The 14,778-nt window shown below is 71.2% G+C and carries 14 protein-coding genes and 1 pseudogene; 9 read left to right on the forward strand and 6 right to left on the reverse strand.

What is annotated here, in order from left to right; all coding sequences use genetic code 11:
- The first annotated feature begins 69 nt into the window (after positions 1-69).
- From ACJX2R_RS48100 to ACJX2R_RS48125, 6 genes are all read left to right on the forward strand, one after another.
- Complete coding sequence (locus tag ACJX2R_RS48100) at positions 70-282, forward strand: MbtH family protein (RefSeq protein ID WP_413105302.1); 213 nt, start codon at positions 70-72, stop codon at positions 280-282.
- A gap of 64 nt (positions 283-346) precedes the next feature.
- On the forward strand, positions 347-1,921 hold the full coding sequence (locus tag ACJX2R_RS48105) for an amidohydrolase (protein ID WP_413105303.1): 1,575 nt from the start codon (positions 347-349) through the stop codon (positions 1,919-1,921).
- Positions 1,922-1,988: 67 nt separating this feature from the next.
- The gene (locus tag ACJX2R_RS48110; RefSeq protein WP_413105304.1) at positions 1,989-2,444 is read left to right on the forward strand and encodes a glutaredoxin domain-containing protein; all 456 of its coding nucleotides are present in this window, start codon (positions 1,989-1,991) and stop codon (positions 2,442-2,444) included.
- Positions 2,445-2,595: 151 nt separating this feature from the next.
- Complete coding sequence (locus tag ACJX2R_RS48115; RefSeq protein ID WP_413105305.1) at positions 2,596-3,330, forward strand: hypothetical protein; 735 nt, start codon at positions 2,596-2,598, stop codon at positions 3,328-3,330.
- A 20-nt stretch (positions 3,331-3,350) separates the two neighbouring features.
- The gene (locus ACJX2R_RS48120) at positions 3,351-4,643 is read left to right on the forward strand and encodes a sensor histidine kinase (protein WP_413105306.1); all 1,293 of its coding nucleotides are present in this window, start codon (positions 3,351-3,353) and stop codon (positions 4,641-4,643) included.
- Positions 4,640-5,317 carry a response regulator gene (locus tag ACJX2R_RS48125; RefSeq protein WP_413105307.1) on the forward strand — a complete coding sequence of 226 codons (678 nt, stop codon included), beginning with the start codon at positions 4,640-4,642 and terminating at the stop codon, positions 5,315-5,317. Before ACJX2R_RS48120 ends, ACJX2R_RS48125 begins: the two co-directional genes overlap by 4 nt.
- Positions 5,318-5,372: 55 nt before the next feature.
- On the opposite strand, the gene ACJX2R_RS48130 is transcribed toward ACJX2R_RS48125, so the two are convergent.
- Both ACJX2R_RS48130 and ACJX2R_RS48135 read right to left on the reverse strand, forming a co-directional pair.
- Positions 5,373-5,927 carry a hypothetical protein gene (locus tag ACJX2R_RS48130; RefSeq protein WP_413105308.1) on the reverse strand — a complete coding sequence of 185 codons (555 nt, stop codon included), beginning with the start codon at positions 5,925-5,927 and terminating at the stop codon, positions 5,373-5,375.
- Positions 5,928-5,968: 41 nt separating this feature from the next.
- Complete coding sequence (locus ACJX2R_RS48135) at positions 5,969-7,093, reverse strand: FAD-dependent oxidoreductase (RefSeq protein ID WP_413105309.1); 1,125 nt, start codon at positions 7,091-7,093, stop codon at positions 5,969-5,971.
- Between the two features lie 382 nt (positions 7,094-7,475).
- Here ACJX2R_RS48135 and ACJX2R_RS48140 point away from each other — a divergent pair, with 382 nt between their 5' ends.
- Together ACJX2R_RS48140 and ACJX2R_RS48145 are read left to right on the forward strand one after the other, a co-directional pair.
- Positions 7,476-8,180, forward strand: a complete 705-nt coding sequence (locus tag ACJX2R_RS48140; RefSeq protein ID WP_413105310.1) for a GNAT family N-acetyltransferase — start codon at positions 7,476-7,478, stop codon at positions 8,178-8,180.
- Between the two features lie 168 nt (positions 8,181-8,348).
- Positions 8,349-9,584, forward strand: a complete 1,236-nt coding sequence (locus tag ACJX2R_RS48145; RefSeq protein ID WP_413106140.1) for an MFS transporter — start codon at positions 8,349-8,351, stop codon at positions 9,582-9,584.
- Here ACJX2R_RS48145 and ACJX2R_RS48150 read toward each other — a convergent pair.
- From ACJX2R_RS48150 to ACJX2R_RS48165, 4 genes and pseudogenes are all read right to left on the reverse strand, one after another.
- Positions 9,581-10,530 (reverse strand): annotated as a pseudogene (locus ACJX2R_RS48150) (class I SAM-dependent methyltransferase). The gene ACJX2R_RS48145 and the pseudogene ACJX2R_RS48150 sit on opposite strands and share 4 nt — an antisense overlap.
- Positions 10,527-11,654, reverse strand: a complete 1,128-nt coding sequence (locus tag ACJX2R_RS48155; RefSeq protein WP_413105311.1) for an NAD(P)-dependent alcohol dehydrogenase — start codon at positions 11,652-11,654, stop codon at positions 10,527-10,529. Before ACJX2R_RS48155 ends, ACJX2R_RS48150 begins: the two are co-directional and overlap by 4 nt.
- A 180-nt stretch (positions 11,655-11,834) precedes the next feature.
- Positions 11,835-12,611, reverse strand: a complete 777-nt coding sequence (locus tag ACJX2R_RS48160) for a (5-formylfuran-3-yl)methyl phosphate synthase (RefSeq protein ID WP_413105312.1) — start codon at positions 12,609-12,611, stop codon at positions 11,835-11,837.
- A 181-nt stretch (positions 12,612-12,792) separates the two neighbouring features.
- A complete protein-coding gene (locus ACJX2R_RS48165; protein ID WP_413105313.1) occupies positions 12,793-13,692 on the reverse strand; it encodes a LysR family transcriptional regulator in 900 nt (299 codons plus the stop codon).
- A gap of 159 nt (positions 13,693-13,851) precedes the next feature.
- Between ACJX2R_RS48165 and ACJX2R_RS48170 the strand changes: the two genes are divergently transcribed.
- Positions 13,852-14,760 carry an EamA family transporter gene (locus ACJX2R_RS48170; RefSeq protein WP_413105314.1) on the forward strand — a complete coding sequence of 303 codons (909 nt, stop codon included), beginning with the start codon at positions 13,852-13,854 and terminating at the stop codon, positions 14,758-14,760.
- The last annotated feature ends 18 nt before the right edge of the window (positions 14,761-14,778 follow it).

The following is a 14,778-nucleotide window of genomic DNA, read 5'->3' on the forward strand; positions in this document are numbered from 1 at the left end:
GGACGGAGCTAAACTCCCGTCAATTAGGCGAGCCTAACCTAAGTCGGCTCTTCGTAGGAGGCGCTGGGCATGAGCACAAACCCTTTCGACGACACCGAAGGCCGTTTCCTGGTTCTGGTGAACGACGAGGGCCAGCACTCACTCTGGCCCGCGTTCGCCGAGGTGCCCGGAGGATGGACGATCGTCTTCGACGAGGACACCCGCGAGGCATGCCTGGAGTTCATCGAGGCCAACTGGACCGACCTGCGCCCCCGATCCCTGGCGGAGACCGTGGAGGACTGACTCGGGCCGACACCCGACCCCTCGTCGTCGCACGTCGCCCAGGCACCGAGGAGAGCCCCGGCAGATGCTCCGCACCAGACTGACGAACGCCCGCTTCCGCACCATGGACCCGGACCACCCCGTCGCCCACGACCTGGGCATCTGGCGGGGCCGGATCGTGGGCCTGGACGAGGCCGTGACCTCCCTGCCCGCCCGCGAGGTGATCGACCTCCAGGGCGCCACCGTGCTCCCCGGGTTCATCGACCCCCATGTGCACCTGGCCTGGACCGGGTTCAAGCAGACGACTCCGAGCATCGCGGGACGCACTCGGATCGACGACGTGCTCGCCACCGTGGAGGAGGCCGTCACCCGGAACAGCGCGCCCGGAGCCTGGGTGAGCATCGTCGGCTACGACCAGCGAGCCCTGGGACGCCATCTGACCGCCGCCGAACTGGACAAGGTCAGCCACGGGCGCAAGCTGATGGTGACGCACGATTCCGGGCACGGCTGCCTCGTCAACTCCGCCGCGCTCGACCTGCTCCCCGCCGACATCCCGCACGAGAACGGCTTCCTCGCCGAGGGCGCCATGGGCGCCGCCCGCGCCCTGCGCCTCCCGTACTCCCAGCGGGAACTGGCCGAGGCGATCGCGCGCGCCGCCCGCACCTGCCTGACCGAGGGCGTCACCGCCTGCGCCGAGGCGGGTATCGGCGGCGCCCTCTTCGGCCACAGCCCGGTCGAGCTGGGCGCCTACCAACTCGCCCACGAATCGGGCCTGTTGCCGCTGCGCGTACAAGTCATGGTGTCCGCCGACCGGTTGCACCCGGTCGCCGCGCACGAAGCCGACGGCATTCCCCGGGCCCTCGACCTCGGACTGCGCACCGGGTTCGGCGACGACCGGCTCTCCGTGGGCGCGCTGAAGATCTACACAGACGGCGGCATGATGGCCAGGACCGCCGCGCTCAGCAGCCCGTACCAGGGCCTGGATCACATGGGTGAGCTCCAGGACGACCCGGAGGTGCTCGCGGACACGATCGTGGACGGCCACCTGGCCGGGTGGCAGCTCGCGGTCCACGCGATCGGCGACCGCGCCGCCGACGTGGCCCTGGACGCCCTGGAACGGGCCCAGCGCCTCCGGCCACGCCCCGGCGCCCGGCACCGCATCGAGCACGCCGGCCTGATCCGCCCCGACCAGCTTCCGCGCCTCGCGCGACTCGGCGTCAGCGCGGTCGTCCAGCCCAACTTCCTGCGCTACTTCGGCGACGACTACGCGTCGATCATGGGCGAGGAACGGGCCCCGTGGCTCTACCGCGGCAAGGCGTTCCTGGACCACGGCATCCCCCTCGTCGGCAGCTCCGACCGCCCCGTCACGGACGGATCTCCGCTGAGGGCCATCCAGTTCATGGTCGAGCGGACCTCCGAGTCGGGTCAGGTGATCGGCCCGGACGAGGGGATCACCCTCGACGAGGCCCTGCGGGCCTACACACTCGCAGGCGCGTTCGCCTGCCGCTGGGAGGACAGCCTGGGAAGCCTCACCCCGGGCAAGCTCGCCGACCTGGTCGTGCTCGGCGACGACCCCGGGCGCGTCGATACGTCGCGTATCGGGGACATCGAAGTGGTGGCGACGTACGTCGACGGTCGAGAGACCGGGGACCTCGGCTGACCCGATATGGCTCCGTGAGCCCGTAGTCCGCGAAGCCGGAGCCGGCACACCGATAGCCTTGGCCGCTATGACGCGCGCTTGGATCCTGCCGATAGTCCTCGTGCTCTGTGGCGCAGCCCTCGCCACTGGCCTGGCCTCCAGCGGAAACCCCGGCACGGCCGTAGCGCCCCTGCTGGTGTTCGTAGCTCTCGCAGTCGTGAACTCGCCCCTGATCTTCCCGAGGTCGATCAGCGCATCCGAGGCACAACGACGCAGCGCGGCAGACGGCCGCCCCGTCGTCTTCTGGCGACCGGGCTGCGCGTTCTGCCTCCGCCTGCGCATCCGCCTGGGCCGCGGCGCCCGCCAGGTGCACTGGGTCAACATCTGGCGTGACCCGGATGGTGCGGCAGCGGTGAGGGCGGCCAACGACGGCAACGAGACCGTACCGACCGTCGTCGTGGCAGGCCGGCCACACACCAACCCCGACCCCGCATGGGTGCGCCAACAGCTCTCCCGAGCGGGCGGTTGGCCGATGGCGGGGTGAATCACGGTGTCGGTCCCGGGCCGCGACTCCGCGATGGTCAGGTCGGACCAGGGGCAGAGGCGCGGCAGGGGAGGTACGACCACGGTCCGATCCGGAAGTGTGGTCCGTGCTCCGACGACGTGGCGGGTGCGGTGGCGACATCGTTTGCCTCATGACCGTCACTTCTCCGTCAATCGCCGCGCCGCGGACTCTCTTTCCGGGACGCTGGGTGGGCGCGGCATCCCTCGTCGTCGGGCCCTTGCTGGTGCTTGCCGGTGTGCTGCTCCGCATGCGCTTCGGCTTCTTCTTTCCCGCGCAGCTGAGCGCCTACGAGCGCCATCCGCACCTCATGACCGCCTCGTACAGCCTTGTCGCGGCGGGGTGGGTACTGCTCTGGCCGGGAGTGGCGCTCCTGGCCGCCCGGATCGGTGCGCGGTACCGGGAGATGGCTGTGTGGGGTGGTGTTCTCACCGTCCTCGGCCTGTTCGCCCGGGCGTTTCACGCAGGTGTGGATCATGCGGACTTCCAACTGGTGACGGCCCAGGGCGCGGCGTCGGCGGCCCGGACCGTGAGCGAGACCTATGGCGCCTTCCACGTCTTCAGCGCGCTGAACGCCGCCATCATGGGCGGCTGGGTCCTGCTGGCCGTCGGCGCCTACCGCGCACGGGTGCTCGGGCCCCTGCGTGCGGTGGCCCTGGCCCTGGTGTCGGCGATGCCACTGGGGGTGCTGAAGGGGACGACCGCGTGGTCGGTCGCGGCCGCCACGGGGCTGTGCGTCGCGCTCGTACCGCTGGGCGTGGCCGCATGGCGTACAGGGCCGACTCCGCGGATGGCCACGGTCATCGGGAGGCTTGTGCTGGTGGGCGCGGTGGGCACCGCGATGTTCTGCTTCGGGCAGGCGGGATGAGCGCTCGGTATGGTCGTGCGGTGCGCATTGTGCGGTGGCGCCCGAGGACCGGGCCACATCTGCTGGCAGTCGACGCCTGCGTGGCGGGCGTGGCGACGGCCGCGTATGGGGCACTGGCCGGGCAGGGCGGGTCCGACGGCCTGCCCCGGTTCTCCGGCCCGATGTGGTTGGGCTGGCTGGTGGCGGCGGGTGTGGGAGTGCCGCTGGCCGTCCGGCGCCGGTGGCCCCTGCCCGCCCTCGCGGTGGTGCTGGGTGCCACGGCGGCGGCGACGCTCCTCGACATCACCCGCGACCCCTACCTCGCCACCGCCCTCGCCCTCTACGCGGTGGCGCTCCTGGCACCGCCCCGCCGGGCCGTGGCGGCGCTGGCACTGACCCTGGCCGTCTCGGCGGCCGCGGTCATCACGGGAGAGGCGGTGCTCACCCCGTCCGGCCCGTGGCCGGAAGCGGTCGGAACCGCGGCGCTGGTGTGGCTGGTGGCCGGTGGCGCATGGGGAGCGGGCCGTGCCGTACGTCAGCGGCGGGCTCGGGCGGCGCGGCGCGAGCGGCGCCTGGCCGAGGAGGCGCTGGCCGAGGAACGCCTGCGTATCGCCCGGGAGTTGCACGACATCGTCTCGCACAGCCTCAGCGTGATCGTCGTCAAGGCGTCCGTCGCCAACCACGTGGCCAAGGAACGTCCCGAGGAGACACGGGACGCCATCGGCGCGATCGAGCGGACCGGCCGGGAGGCGCTGACCGAGATGCGGCGCGCCCTGGGCATGCTGCGCGGCGACCCCGCCACACCGCACGCTCCGGGTGCCGGCGCCACACCGCACACTCCGGGGGCCGACGCCGGATTCCACACACCAGGCGCCGACTCGGCGCAGATGGCACCGCCTCCCGGACTGGACGACCTGCCCGCCCTGGTCCGGCGCGCCGAGCAGGCCGGCATCCGCACCAGGCTCCGCACCCGGCCGGCGGCCGACCTGCCCGCGGGGACGGCGCTGACCGTCTACCGCATCGTCCAGGAGGCGCTGACCAACGTCGTCAAGCACGCCGGCGACGGAACGCACTGCGAGGTCACCGTCACCGCGGACACGCGCGGCCAGGTGCACATCGAGGTGGTCGACGACGGGGCGGGGAGGGCGCCCGTGTCCGGCCGGGCGGACCTCAGGGGCGGTCACGGACTGGTGGGGATGCGGGAACGGGTGATGATGTACGGGGGGACACTTCAGGCCGGGCCGCGGCCCGGCGGCGGGTTCGCCGTCTCGGCCCGCCTCCCGGCCGAACCAGCGCACGGGACCGTACCGGACCGAAGGGAGCCGACCGCGTGACCGAACCGATCCGGGTCCTGGTCGCCGACGACCAGTCCCTGCTCCGGGGCAGCTTCCGCGTGCTCATCGACACCGCGCCCGGACTGACCACGGTGGGCGAAGCCGGAACCGGCACCGAAGCCGTCGAGAGCACCCGGCGGCTGCGCCCGGACGTGGCGCTCATGGACATCCGGATGCCCGGCATGGACGGGATCGAGGCAACGCGGCACATAGCCCGGTCGCCCGAGACAGCACGGACACGAGTCCTCATCCTCACCACCTTCGACCTCGACGAGTACGTGTACGGCGCGCTGCGGGCCGGGGCGGCGGGGTTCCTGCTGAAGGACACCTCGCCCGACGTCCTGCTGGCCGGTATCCGCACCGTCGCCGCCGGAGAGTCCCTTCTGGCTCCCTCGGTGACCCGGCGCCTGATCGCCGCGTTCGCCCGCCTTCCCCACGCGTGCCCGGCGCCCGGCTCTTCGCTGGAGAACCTCACGGACCGCGAGCGAGAGGTTCTGCTGCTGGTGGCCCGCGGCCTCTCCAACACCGACATCGCCGAATACCTCCACCTCAGCCACGGCACCGTCAAGACACACATCGGCCGGCTGCTGAGCAAGCTGGAGGCGCGCGATCGTGCGCAACTGGTCATCAGCGCCTACGAATCAGGGCTCGTCACGGCGACCAGCAGCCGCTGACCAGCCGGGCGGGGATGCCGACCGTATCGACACCTCCGCTCGCGGCGAGGAACTGTCAGGGGCTGCTTGCGGAGTGGTGCTCGGCCCACCCGGTGGCCGTCACCACCTCGCGCGCGATATCCACGACGGCACGCCCGTCCGTCACCACCCGTACGGTCTCCGCGGTGGCCCGCTGGTCCAGCAGCCGTGCCTTGCGAGCACTGCTCTCCAGCTCCTGCTCCAGCTCCGAGCCGAGTTCCCGGCGCACCAGCCGCTCTCGGGCGGTGGCATCGGAGGCGGTGAGCAGCACCCGTATGATCCGTGTCCCCGTTCCCATGGCGCGCTCGAACATTCCCGTGGACTCAGGCAGCACACTCACGGTGTTGGTGTAGATCAGCCGGCGGTAGCCGCGGCGGGCGAAGTTCGCCCACACGGCCGTGAGGTTGCTTTCGGTGATTTCCGAGCAGTGGGGATCCCCCACCGGGGCCGGATGGACCTGCCCCATGAAGTCGCCGTCTATGACCGCGTGCGAGACGGCTGCGGCCCGCAGTACGGCCGATACCTCCCACCCCACCGTCGTCTTGCCGACTCCGGCCCGCCCTCCGATGAGCAGTACTTCCGCGTGATCCATGGGAGTAGCCTGCCATCACACCTCCGTCTGATGTGCTGGGTCTACTCGCCTCCGGTGAACATGTTGATCAGGCCGTGGGGCGCGTCGGCTCCGTAGAACAACTCGTGGACGTAGGTGCCTTCGGTGGCGGCCGCGGCGCTCCGGGGGAACATGGCCCGCTCGTACTCGGTGAGCGCGGTCTCGACGTCGTCGGGGTGTGCGGCGAGGGCCTTGCCGAGCTCGGCGGCGTCGTACATGGCCAGGTTGGCGCCCTCGCCGTTCGGGAGCGAGAGGTGGGCGGCGTCGCCGAGCAGGGTCACCCCCGGCACCCGCTCCCACCGGTGCTCGACGGGCAGGGCGTAGAGGGGCCGCGGCACCGGGGCGGTGTCACCGTCGGCGATCAGCGCGGTGAGCTCCGGTGCCCAGCCGGTGAACTCCCGCGCGATCCGTGCGGTGGCCGCGGCGGAATCGGTGAAGTCGATGTCCGCGAACCAGTCCCGCGGCCGGGCGAGCATCACATAGGTGTGCAGGGTGCCGCCCTTCTCCCGGTGGGCCAGGAATCCCTTGCCCGGCGCGAGCGCGAACAGCGACCCGTCGCCGACCGCTTTCGCGCTGGCCGGGTGGCGGGTGTCGGCGTCGAACAGGTAGGTCTCGACGGCCGACATGCCGATGTACTCGGGGGTGGCGTCGGACAGCAGTGGCCGGACTCGGGACCACGCGCCGTCCGCGCCGACCAACAGGCCGGTGGTGACGGTGCTGCCGTCGGCGAACGTCACCTGGTGGCGGCCGCCGCCGAGGGCACGGGTCCCGCTGACCTTGTGGCCCCACCGGACGGTGTTGGCCGGGAGCGAGTCGAGGAGCATCTGCCGCAGTTCGCCGCGCAGCACCTCGGGGCTGCCACCCGTACCGTCGTCGGCCTTCTCGAACAGGACGGCCCCGTGCCGGTCGGGGACCCGTATCGCCTGGCGGCCCTCCAGAACGAGGCCGCGGAACTCGTCCATCAGACCGGCCGCCTCGAGCGCCGGCTGTCCGCTGTCCTCGTGGATGTCGAGCATCCCGCCCTGCGTGCGCGCCGTCGCGGAGGCCTCCGCCTCGTAGACGGTGGCCGGGATGCCGTGGACGTGCAGGACGCGGGCGAGCGTGAGGCCGCCGAGTCCGGCACCGATGATGGTGACGTCAGTGGTCATGATGGTCCCTTGCTGTCGCACGCCTGCCGGATGGGCGCCCGGCAGGATCTGTGTGGAAGGTTCCAGGCCCCACCGACCGGCCACCGACAACGGACCGACAGCCACCGATGTGTGACCGACACCGCGGCTCTTCCGTCCGATCACCCCAGTTCAAAGCGTTGACCGGCGAGGGAAGGCGCAGCCTGTCCGGTCGGGCGATCCGGGCCGTAGAGGAGGCCGGGAGGGAGCCGGACCCCCTCGCGAAGCGACGGGCCGGGGCGGCTATGGTTCCATCACCCCGGCGCCACTGCGGGACGCGTCGGCAGGAATCCGGACGGGGGAAGCGCGCCGGGCGGTATCGCGCCGCTCGGCCGACCGCGCCCAGTGGGAGAGGCACATCACGATGACGAGCGGTGACACCGCGGCACTCGACGACCCGGTGGGCGAGTCGCTGCGCGGCCGCCATGTGGGCCTTGGGCGCCGGCTCGGCCGGGCTGCCACCTACCTGCCGGGAGTCGCGACCTTCTCGGCGGTACCCGCCGACGCGGACGCGGCGGACTGGACCGGTCTCGCGCGGCTCCTCGGACGGGACGCGTTCGCCGACATGTTCAGCTGCCAGGCGTCCCCTCCTCCGGACTGGGAGCAGGTCTTCGTCCTCGAAGGGCGGCAGATGGTCTGGTCCGGCGACGGCCGTCCCGGCCAGGCTCTTGCCGCGACCGGCACCGACGTGGCCGAACTGGGCGCGGCCGATGTGCCCCAGATGCTCGACCTGGTCGCACAGACCCGACCGGGACCGTTCTGGCCGCGCACCCACGAACTCGGCACCTACCTCGGCATCCGCGAGGGCGGCAGACTGGTGGCCATGGCGGGCGAACGGCTCCGGCCCCCGGGGTGGACCGAGATCAGCGCCGTCTGCACGGCCCCCGAGGCCCGCGGACGAGGCCACGCCGCCCGTCTGATCAGCGCCCTCGCCGCCCGCATCCTGGCTCGGAACGAACGCCCCTTCCTGCACGTGGCCGAGACGAACGGTGGCGCGATCGCGCTCTATGAACGGCTCGGTTTCGCGAGCCGGAAGCACGTGACCTTTCGCGGCTTCCGCACTCCCTGACGCCACCGCCACCCGGATCGGGTACCGGGCGGTCCCTCCCAACGCGCTTACGTGCTGAGGGAGCTTGCGAGCATATTCCGTTGACTGAGGGACGGCCCAGGCACAACACTGTCGCACTGGTCGGGATCAACGGCATACATGGGGCGGTGTGCGGTGGCTGGCTCGGACATGGCCCGTGACCTGCAAGTCAAGGAGACCACGTCCGATCCGTCGCTGTGGAGCGCGGACTTCCGGCTGTTCTTCACGGCCCGTACCACCTCTCTGCTGGGCGACGCGATGCTCCCCGTCGCGATCACGGCCGCGGTGATCCGGGCGGGCTATGGGGCGAGTGGGGTGGGCTATGCGCTCGCCGCGCTCGTAGCGCCGTTCGCGGCACTGATCATCTTTGGCGGGGTGCTGTCCGACCGCTTCGGCGCCCGACGGCTGATGGTTGTCTCGGACACGGCTCGGCTGTGCTCTCAGGCGGTGCTCGCGCTGCTGTTCCTGCTGGGTACGGTGCGGCTGTGGCAGATCCTGGCGCTGCTGGCCCTGATCGGGGCGGGCAGCGCGATCTTCCAGCCGGGAGTCGCCAGCATCACCCCGCGCATAGCCCAGGACGTACAGAAGGCCAACGCCACCCTCCGCATCTCGGAGTCCGTCACCGCCGTGATCGGCCCGTCGCTGGCCGGCCTGCTGCTGGCGGTCTCCTCACCGGCGACGGTGGTCGCCCTCGACGCCTTGACCTACGGGGTCAGCGGCGCCTGCCTGCTGCTGCTCCGCACGGTCCCGATGGGCCCGGCCGCGCGGGACGGCGAACCGTCGTTCCGGGCCGATCTCGTCGAGGGATGGCGGGAGTTCCGGGCCAGGACCTGGCTGTGGAGCGTCATCGTCGTCTTCATGCTCTGGCAACTGGCCGGTGCGGGCCCCACCATGACCCTCGGCAACAGCACGCTCGTCACCGACTACGGAACATCGACGTTCGGCTTGGTCATGTCGTCCCTCGGGGTGGGAAGTGTGCTGGGCGGGATCGTCGCGATCAGATTCCGCCCGCGGTATCCGCTCCGGGCCGGCGCCCTCTCCATGATCCTTTGGGCGCTCATGCCGTTGGGCGTCGCTCTCGGCCTTCCCGCGCCGCTCATCGCCGGGTGCTACGGGGTGAGCGGTGTGGGCATGGCGTTCTGGATCGTCATGTTCCACACGAGCGTACAGACGCACATCCCGCAGGACGTCCTCGGCAGGGTGCACGCGTACGACGCGGCCGGCTCGCTGGTGATGAAGCCGGTCGGGCAGGCCCTGGCGGGGCCGCTCGCGGTCGTCGTGGGGACGGTGCCGCTGCTGGGCGTGTCCGCGTCGACGGCGCTCGTCGCCTGCGCCCTGCTGCTGGCAATCCCGGCCGTGCGCGGCCTGAAGCGTGCCGAGGGTTAGCAGCCCGTACCTCCGCGGCGGGGTTTATGGGCGAACACCCATCGGTTGCCTGCCAGTGCGTCGTTCTGTTCGGGACGTGGGCCGCGGCCGTGTTGGCGGGTGTAGTCGAAGGGGGTCCGGACGGTTGTGGTCCAGCCCCTGCCCGCGAGGTCGCCCGCGGAGTCGGGGCGTGGTTCTCGGCTGAAGAGGTTGAGCAGGTCGATGCCGATCTGGTGTTTCGTCGCGGTGTAGAGGGGGCTGTCGCGGTATTCGAGGAGGTCTTTGTCGAGCTTGACCTCGAACGCCAGCGTGCTTCCTCCCGCGCTCAGCCGGTCCACCGTGTGGATGAGGTTCGTCTCGGAGGTGTTGGGCAGGTAGAACAGCAGCCCTTCGGCCAGCCAGGCGCTTGGTGCGGCGGTGTCGAAGCCCGCGTCGGTCAGCGCTGCGGCCCAGTCGGCGCGCAGGTCGACCGGGATCGGTACGCGGGCCGCTTTCGGGGTGGTCGGCAGTCCGCCGAGGACCTTGTGCTTGAACTCCAGCACGCCTTCCCTGTCGATCTCGAAGACCACACAGCCGGGAGGCCAGTCGAGTCGGAACGCTCGCGTATCCAACCCCGCCCCGAGCAGGACCACTTGGCGGGCTCCCGCCGCGCGCACCGACCGGAGGAGGAAGTCGTCGAGGACCCTCGTTCGCAGACCGAAGTAGCGGGCGAAGCGTCCCCACAGCGGGTTCGCGTCTCCGTCCGCGACCTGGTGTATGCGTACCGGCCATTCCGCGCAGGCCGGTGCACCGGCCATTCCGCGCAGGCCGGTGCGGCGTGGACGAAGTGCTCCGCGTAGATGTCCTGGGCCAGGCTGTCGTGGCGGTGGGTCTCGATCGCCCGGGCCGCGGCGACCATGAGAGCGGTCAGGCCGACACCCCCTTCCACGCCTTCCACACCGGTGTTGTGATGCGCTGTGTCGGTCATGTGTCCTCTCTCGGCCTCGCGGGAATCAGGACGGGTTTGACCACGCGGCCCGCGTCGCAGTCGCGTTCGGCCTGGTTGATGTCGGTGAGGGGGTAGGTGCGGATCAGCTGGTCGAAGGGGAACCGCCCGGCCTGCCAGAGCCTGGTCAGCCGGGGGATCAGCAGTCCCGGCACCGCGTCCCCTTCGCAGATGTGGGAGATCCTCCGGCCCCGGTCCAAGGTCCCCGGTTCGAGTGGCAATGGGGTGTTGAGGCGTGCGACCAGGCCGAGGTGACCGGTCGGGCGCAGGGCCCGTAGGGCGTTGTTGATCAGCTGGGGGGAGCCTGTGGTGTCCAGGGCGTACTGTGTGCCGCCGTCCGTCAGTTGCTGGATGCGGTCGGCCAGGGCAGGCAGGCCGGACGGGCGGGCCGATGCGGCGTGCAGCGGGATCGCGTGGAGCCGCTCGGCGAGGGCCAGCCGCTCGGGGTGCCGGTCGACGGCCACGGTCACCGCTCCGGCGGCGGTGGCCGCCATCACCGCGGCCAGGCCGACCGCCCCGGCGCCGTAGACCGCGATGGTGTCGTCGGGGCCGATGCCGAAGGAGTGGAAGACCGCTCCGGCACCGGTGAGGAAGCCGCAGCCGAGCGGTCCGAGGAGTTCGATGGGCAGTGACGGATCGACCCGGACGGCGTTGCGGGCCGGGACCAGGGCGTATTCGGCGAAGGAGGACTGGCCGAACCACCGGGGCGCCAACGCGCCTCCGTCCGCGTCGGTGAACCGCGCCGTGTGCTCCTTGCGCCCGCCGAAGAGGTTGAGCGCGGGGAAGGAGTCGCAGTAGGCGGGGGCCGCGCCCATGCAGTTCCGGCAGTGTCCACAGGAGTCGAAACTCAGAACGACGTGGTCGCCGGTGCTCAGGCCGGTGTCCGGGCCGCCCGTCTCCACCACGACTCCGGCTCCTTCGTGGCCGAGCACCGCGGGCAGTGGTGAGCGGCCTGCCGAGTGCCGGACCGCGAGATCGGTCCGGCACATCCCGCAGCCCGCGATCCGCACCAGGATCTCGCCGTCGCCCGGCCCCGAGTGCAGCATCACCTCCTCGAGGCCGAACCGGCTCTCGTACGAGCGCAGTACCGCCGCGGTGAACCTCATCCGTCGCACCTCAACCGGACGGTGCACGACGAACGGGCTGAGGTCGCCGTACAGCCCCCACGGCCCAGGCGACGGACCGCCCGGTGGGAGCCGGGCCGGTGCAGGTCATGTGGCGGACCCCGGATGGGAGGCGAGGCGGGCGCCGAGCGGTTCGCGGGCGGTGGCGATGGTCATCGGCGGTCAGCCCGCGGTGGCGACCGCGGCCGCGTGTTCCCGGGCGTGCCGGTCCATCTCCGCCCGGAAGGCGGCCACCAGCCGCGGCTGGATCCTTCCGGCGGTGCGGTCGCCTCCCTCGCAGACCGCGCCGCGCACCCCCACGATGTCGGTGCCGATGCGGGTGAGCGCGCCGAGGTCGTCGGCTTTGACACTGCCCGCGAGGGCGGCGCGCAGACCGGCCTCGTGGGCCTGCCGGACAAACTCCGCGCAGAGGTCGGGCGGAACGTGGTCGAACAGCCGTGTCCCGTCCTTGACCGCGGTGTCGAGCATGGCCGCGTCACAGCCGGAGCGGCGGGCGATGTCGGGCAGCGCCAGCGGGTTGACGCAGCCGATCCGATGGGCGTCGGCGTAGCCGGAGGCGACGACGAACGCGTCCGGCCGATGGTCCTTCACCGCCCGGACGACCCCGCGCATGACATCCATGGCCTGTTCGGGCGTCGTGCACCCGTAGAGGCCGACCTTGATGTAGGTGGCGCCGGAGACCGTTGCGCCCAGTGCCGCCTGGGCCACTGTGCCGGGCTTGTAGGGGACGTCTCCCACGGTGGCGGAGACCGGCTTGTCCGCCGGGACCGCGTCGCGGATCTGCCGGATGACCCAGGGGAAGTTCGCGCCGAGCGAGCCCTCGTCGGGCTTCTTGACATCGACGATGTCGAGGTGATCCGCCGCCTTCGCGCAGTCGAGGGCCTCCTCGACGCCGTCCGGGGAGATGAGAAGCAACAACGTGGATTCCTTCCACCGCATGCCATCTGCCCAGCGGGCAGGTATGCGGAGTCGTGTGGATCACGCGCGGTCCGCTCATCATTGCCGCGTGCTGTGGCGCATGGGCAGGGCGCGCGGAGTCCGGACGGGGCACTGCCATGACGTTCCGCGCCCCCGGCGCACCGGACACGCCGGTAGCCGGTAGCCGGTGCGGCGTTCGAGACTAGGCGCTCTGCGCCGATTGCCGAATGATCAGGTCGGTCAGCAGGGCCAGCGGAGGCCAGCCGTCGTGACCCCGGCGGGCGACGGCGAAGGCGCGCAGGACGACGTCCGGCGCGGTGAGCGGCACCAGATGGACACCGGGCAACGTGGAGATGCCCATCGGCAGCAGTCCGACCCCCATCCCTGCCGCGATCATGCCCTGGACGAGGTCGAGGTTGTCCGCCTGGTGAGTGAGGTGGGGAGTGAAGCCGGCCATGGAGGCGAGTGTCCGGATGACGGTCTCGTCGCCGGTGTTGCGCGAGTTGCCGATCCAATCCGCCGTGCGGAACCAGCGGAAGACCTCCGGGGCGCCCGGTGCTGAGGGACGGGCGGCGTGGTCGGGAATGCCCAGGCCCCAGGGAGCGGTCCACAGTGGGGTGATCACGACCGTGGGGTCCGGCTCGGCCGGTGCCAGGTTGTAGTCGTAGGTGAGCGCGAGGTCGGCGTCGTCGTTCGCCAGCAGATGGAGGGCCTCGGCGGGTTCGTGCTCACGGACCAGGATGCTGAGCTCAGGGTGGCTTGTCGACAAGTCGCTGATGATGGGCAGCAGTTGGGCCCGGATCGCCATGGCGAAGCCCGCCACGCGCACCGTGCCGGTCGGCGGGGCGTCGGGACTCAGGTCCCGCTGTGCGGCCTCGACCGCCGCAAGGATCGTCACGGCGTGTTCCGCCAGCCGGCGGCCCGCCGGGGTGAGCCTGACCCTGCGCCCATGCGGCTCGATCAGTGCCGTGCCCATGTCCTGGGCCAAGGCGGCGACCTGCTGAGAGACCGTAGATGTGGTCGTGCCGGTGGCCTCGGCCACCGCGCGCATCGAGCCTCTCCGGGCCAACTCGGCCAGCATCTGGAGGCGGCGTGTTTCCATCCCTCCATTGTCCATGAATCCCGAACGAATCATTCGGGATCGGCACGTGGACGTGAACGGTGTCGAGGATCTCTACTGGAGCCCATGAACGCTCCCGTACCGCCTCAGGCTCGTCCTTCCCGTCGCTCGCGCCATGCCGGCGCCGGGGCCGGTTTCCTCATGGCCGCCACCGCGATGTGTACCGTGCAACTCGGATCGGCCCTGACGGTTCCGCTGTTCGGACAGCTCGGCGCGCTGGGAACCGCAGGGCTGCGCCTGGGCTGGGCGGGGCTGATTCTGCTGGTCGCCATCCGCCCCCGGCCTCGTGATTTCAGCTCCCGGGATCTTCTTGCCTGCGTGGTGCTCGGTCTGGTGACCGCCGGAATGATGGTCTTCTTCATGCAGGCGATCGCCCGTCTCCCGCTGGGGACCGCAAGCGCACTGGAATTCTTGGGACCGCTCACCGTCTCCCTCTTCGGACCGAGGAAGGGGCGCCTGATCTGGGCGGCCGCGGCGGCGACGGGCGTCGTGCTGCTGACCGAGCCCTGGCACGGCGGCGCCGACCCCGTGGGAGTGGGGAGCGCGCTCCTCGCCGCGGGGTGCTGGGCCGCGTACATTCTGCTGACCCAACGGGTCGGTGATCGCGTCACCGGCCTGAAAGGGCTGGCTGTCTCCATGCCGATCGCCGCGGTGGTGGGGCTGGGTATCGCCGCCCCGGACCTCGCCGAACGCGTCACGTGGTCACCGCTGTGGACCATGCTGGCTCTGGCGGTGCTCAGCCCCGTCATCCCCTTCGCTCTCGAGTTTCTCGCCCTGCGCCATCTGACCACGTCCGCGTTCGGCACCCTGATGAGCCTTGAGCCCGCCATCGCCCTCATCGTCGGTCTGCTCGTCCTCGGCCAGCGCCCCGGGGTGGTTGCGACAGTTGGCCTGGTTCTCGTGGTCGTGGCCAGCGTCGGCGCCACCCGTGCCGGTGTCCGTCCCGTGGCATCCTCCACGCAGGTGCCAGTGCGCCGGTATGAGCCCGGCCCGGAGTCCGTACGAGATGAGCAGCGGCGTTCATCCAGGTGTCAGAACGTGCCAAGCTGACGTGTCGCAACCGGGCGA

The organism is Streptomyces sp. Inha503, from assembly GCF_047215865.1.
GTDB lineage: Bacteria > Actinomycetota > Actinomycetes > Streptomycetales > Streptomycetaceae > Streptomyces > Streptomyces lycopersici.

Bases quoted from the DNA above. Each gene is read 5' to 3' on its own strand.
- ACJX2R_RS48145 (WP_413106140.1), top strand. From the start codon at position 8,349: ATGGCCCGTGACCTGCAAGTCAAGGAGACCACGTCCGATCCGTCGCTG.
- ACJX2R_RS48110 (WP_413105304.1), top strand. From the start codon at position 1,989: ATGACGCGCGCTTGGATCCTGCCGATAGTCCTCGTGCTCTGTGGCGCA.
- ACJX2R_RS48165 (WP_413105313.1), bottom strand. From the start codon at position 13,692: ATGGAAACACGCCGCCTCCAGATGCTGGCCGAGTTGGCCCGGAGAGGC.
- ACJX2R_RS48105 (WP_413105303.1), top strand. From the start codon at position 347: ATGCTCCGCACCAGACTGACGAACGCCCGCTTCCGCACCATGGACCCG.
- ACJX2R_RS48130 (WP_413105308.1), bottom strand. From the start codon at position 5,927: ATGGATCACGCGGAAGTACTGCTCATCGGAGGGCGGGCCGGAGTCGGC.
- ACJX2R_RS48155 (WP_413105311.1), bottom strand. From the start codon at position 11,654: ATGAGGTTCACCGCGGCGGTACTGCGCTCGTACGAGAGCCGGTTCGGC.
- ACJX2R_RS48100 (WP_413105302.1), top strand. From the start codon at position 70: ATGAGCACAAACCCTTTCGACGACACCGAAGGCCGTTTCCTGGTTCTG.
- ACJX2R_RS48135 (WP_413105309.1), bottom strand. From the start codon at position 7,093: ATGACCACTGACGTCACCATCATCGGTGCCGGACTCGGCGGCCTCACG.
- ACJX2R_RS48140 (WP_413105310.1), top strand. From the start codon at position 7,476: ATGACGAGCGGTGACACCGCGGCACTCGACGACCCGGTGGGCGAGTCG.
- ACJX2R_RS48160 (WP_413105312.1), bottom strand. From the start codon at position 12,611: ATGCGGTGGAAGGAATCCACGTTGTTGCTTCTCATCTCCCCGGACGGC.
- ACJX2R_RS48115 (WP_413105305.1), top strand. From the start codon at position 2,596: ATGACCGTCACTTCTCCGTCAATCGCCGCGCCGCGGACTCTCTTTCCG.
- ACJX2R_RS48170 (WP_413105314.1), top strand. From the start codon at position 13,852: ATGGCCGCCACCGCGATGTGTACCGTGCAACTCGGATCGGCCCTGACG.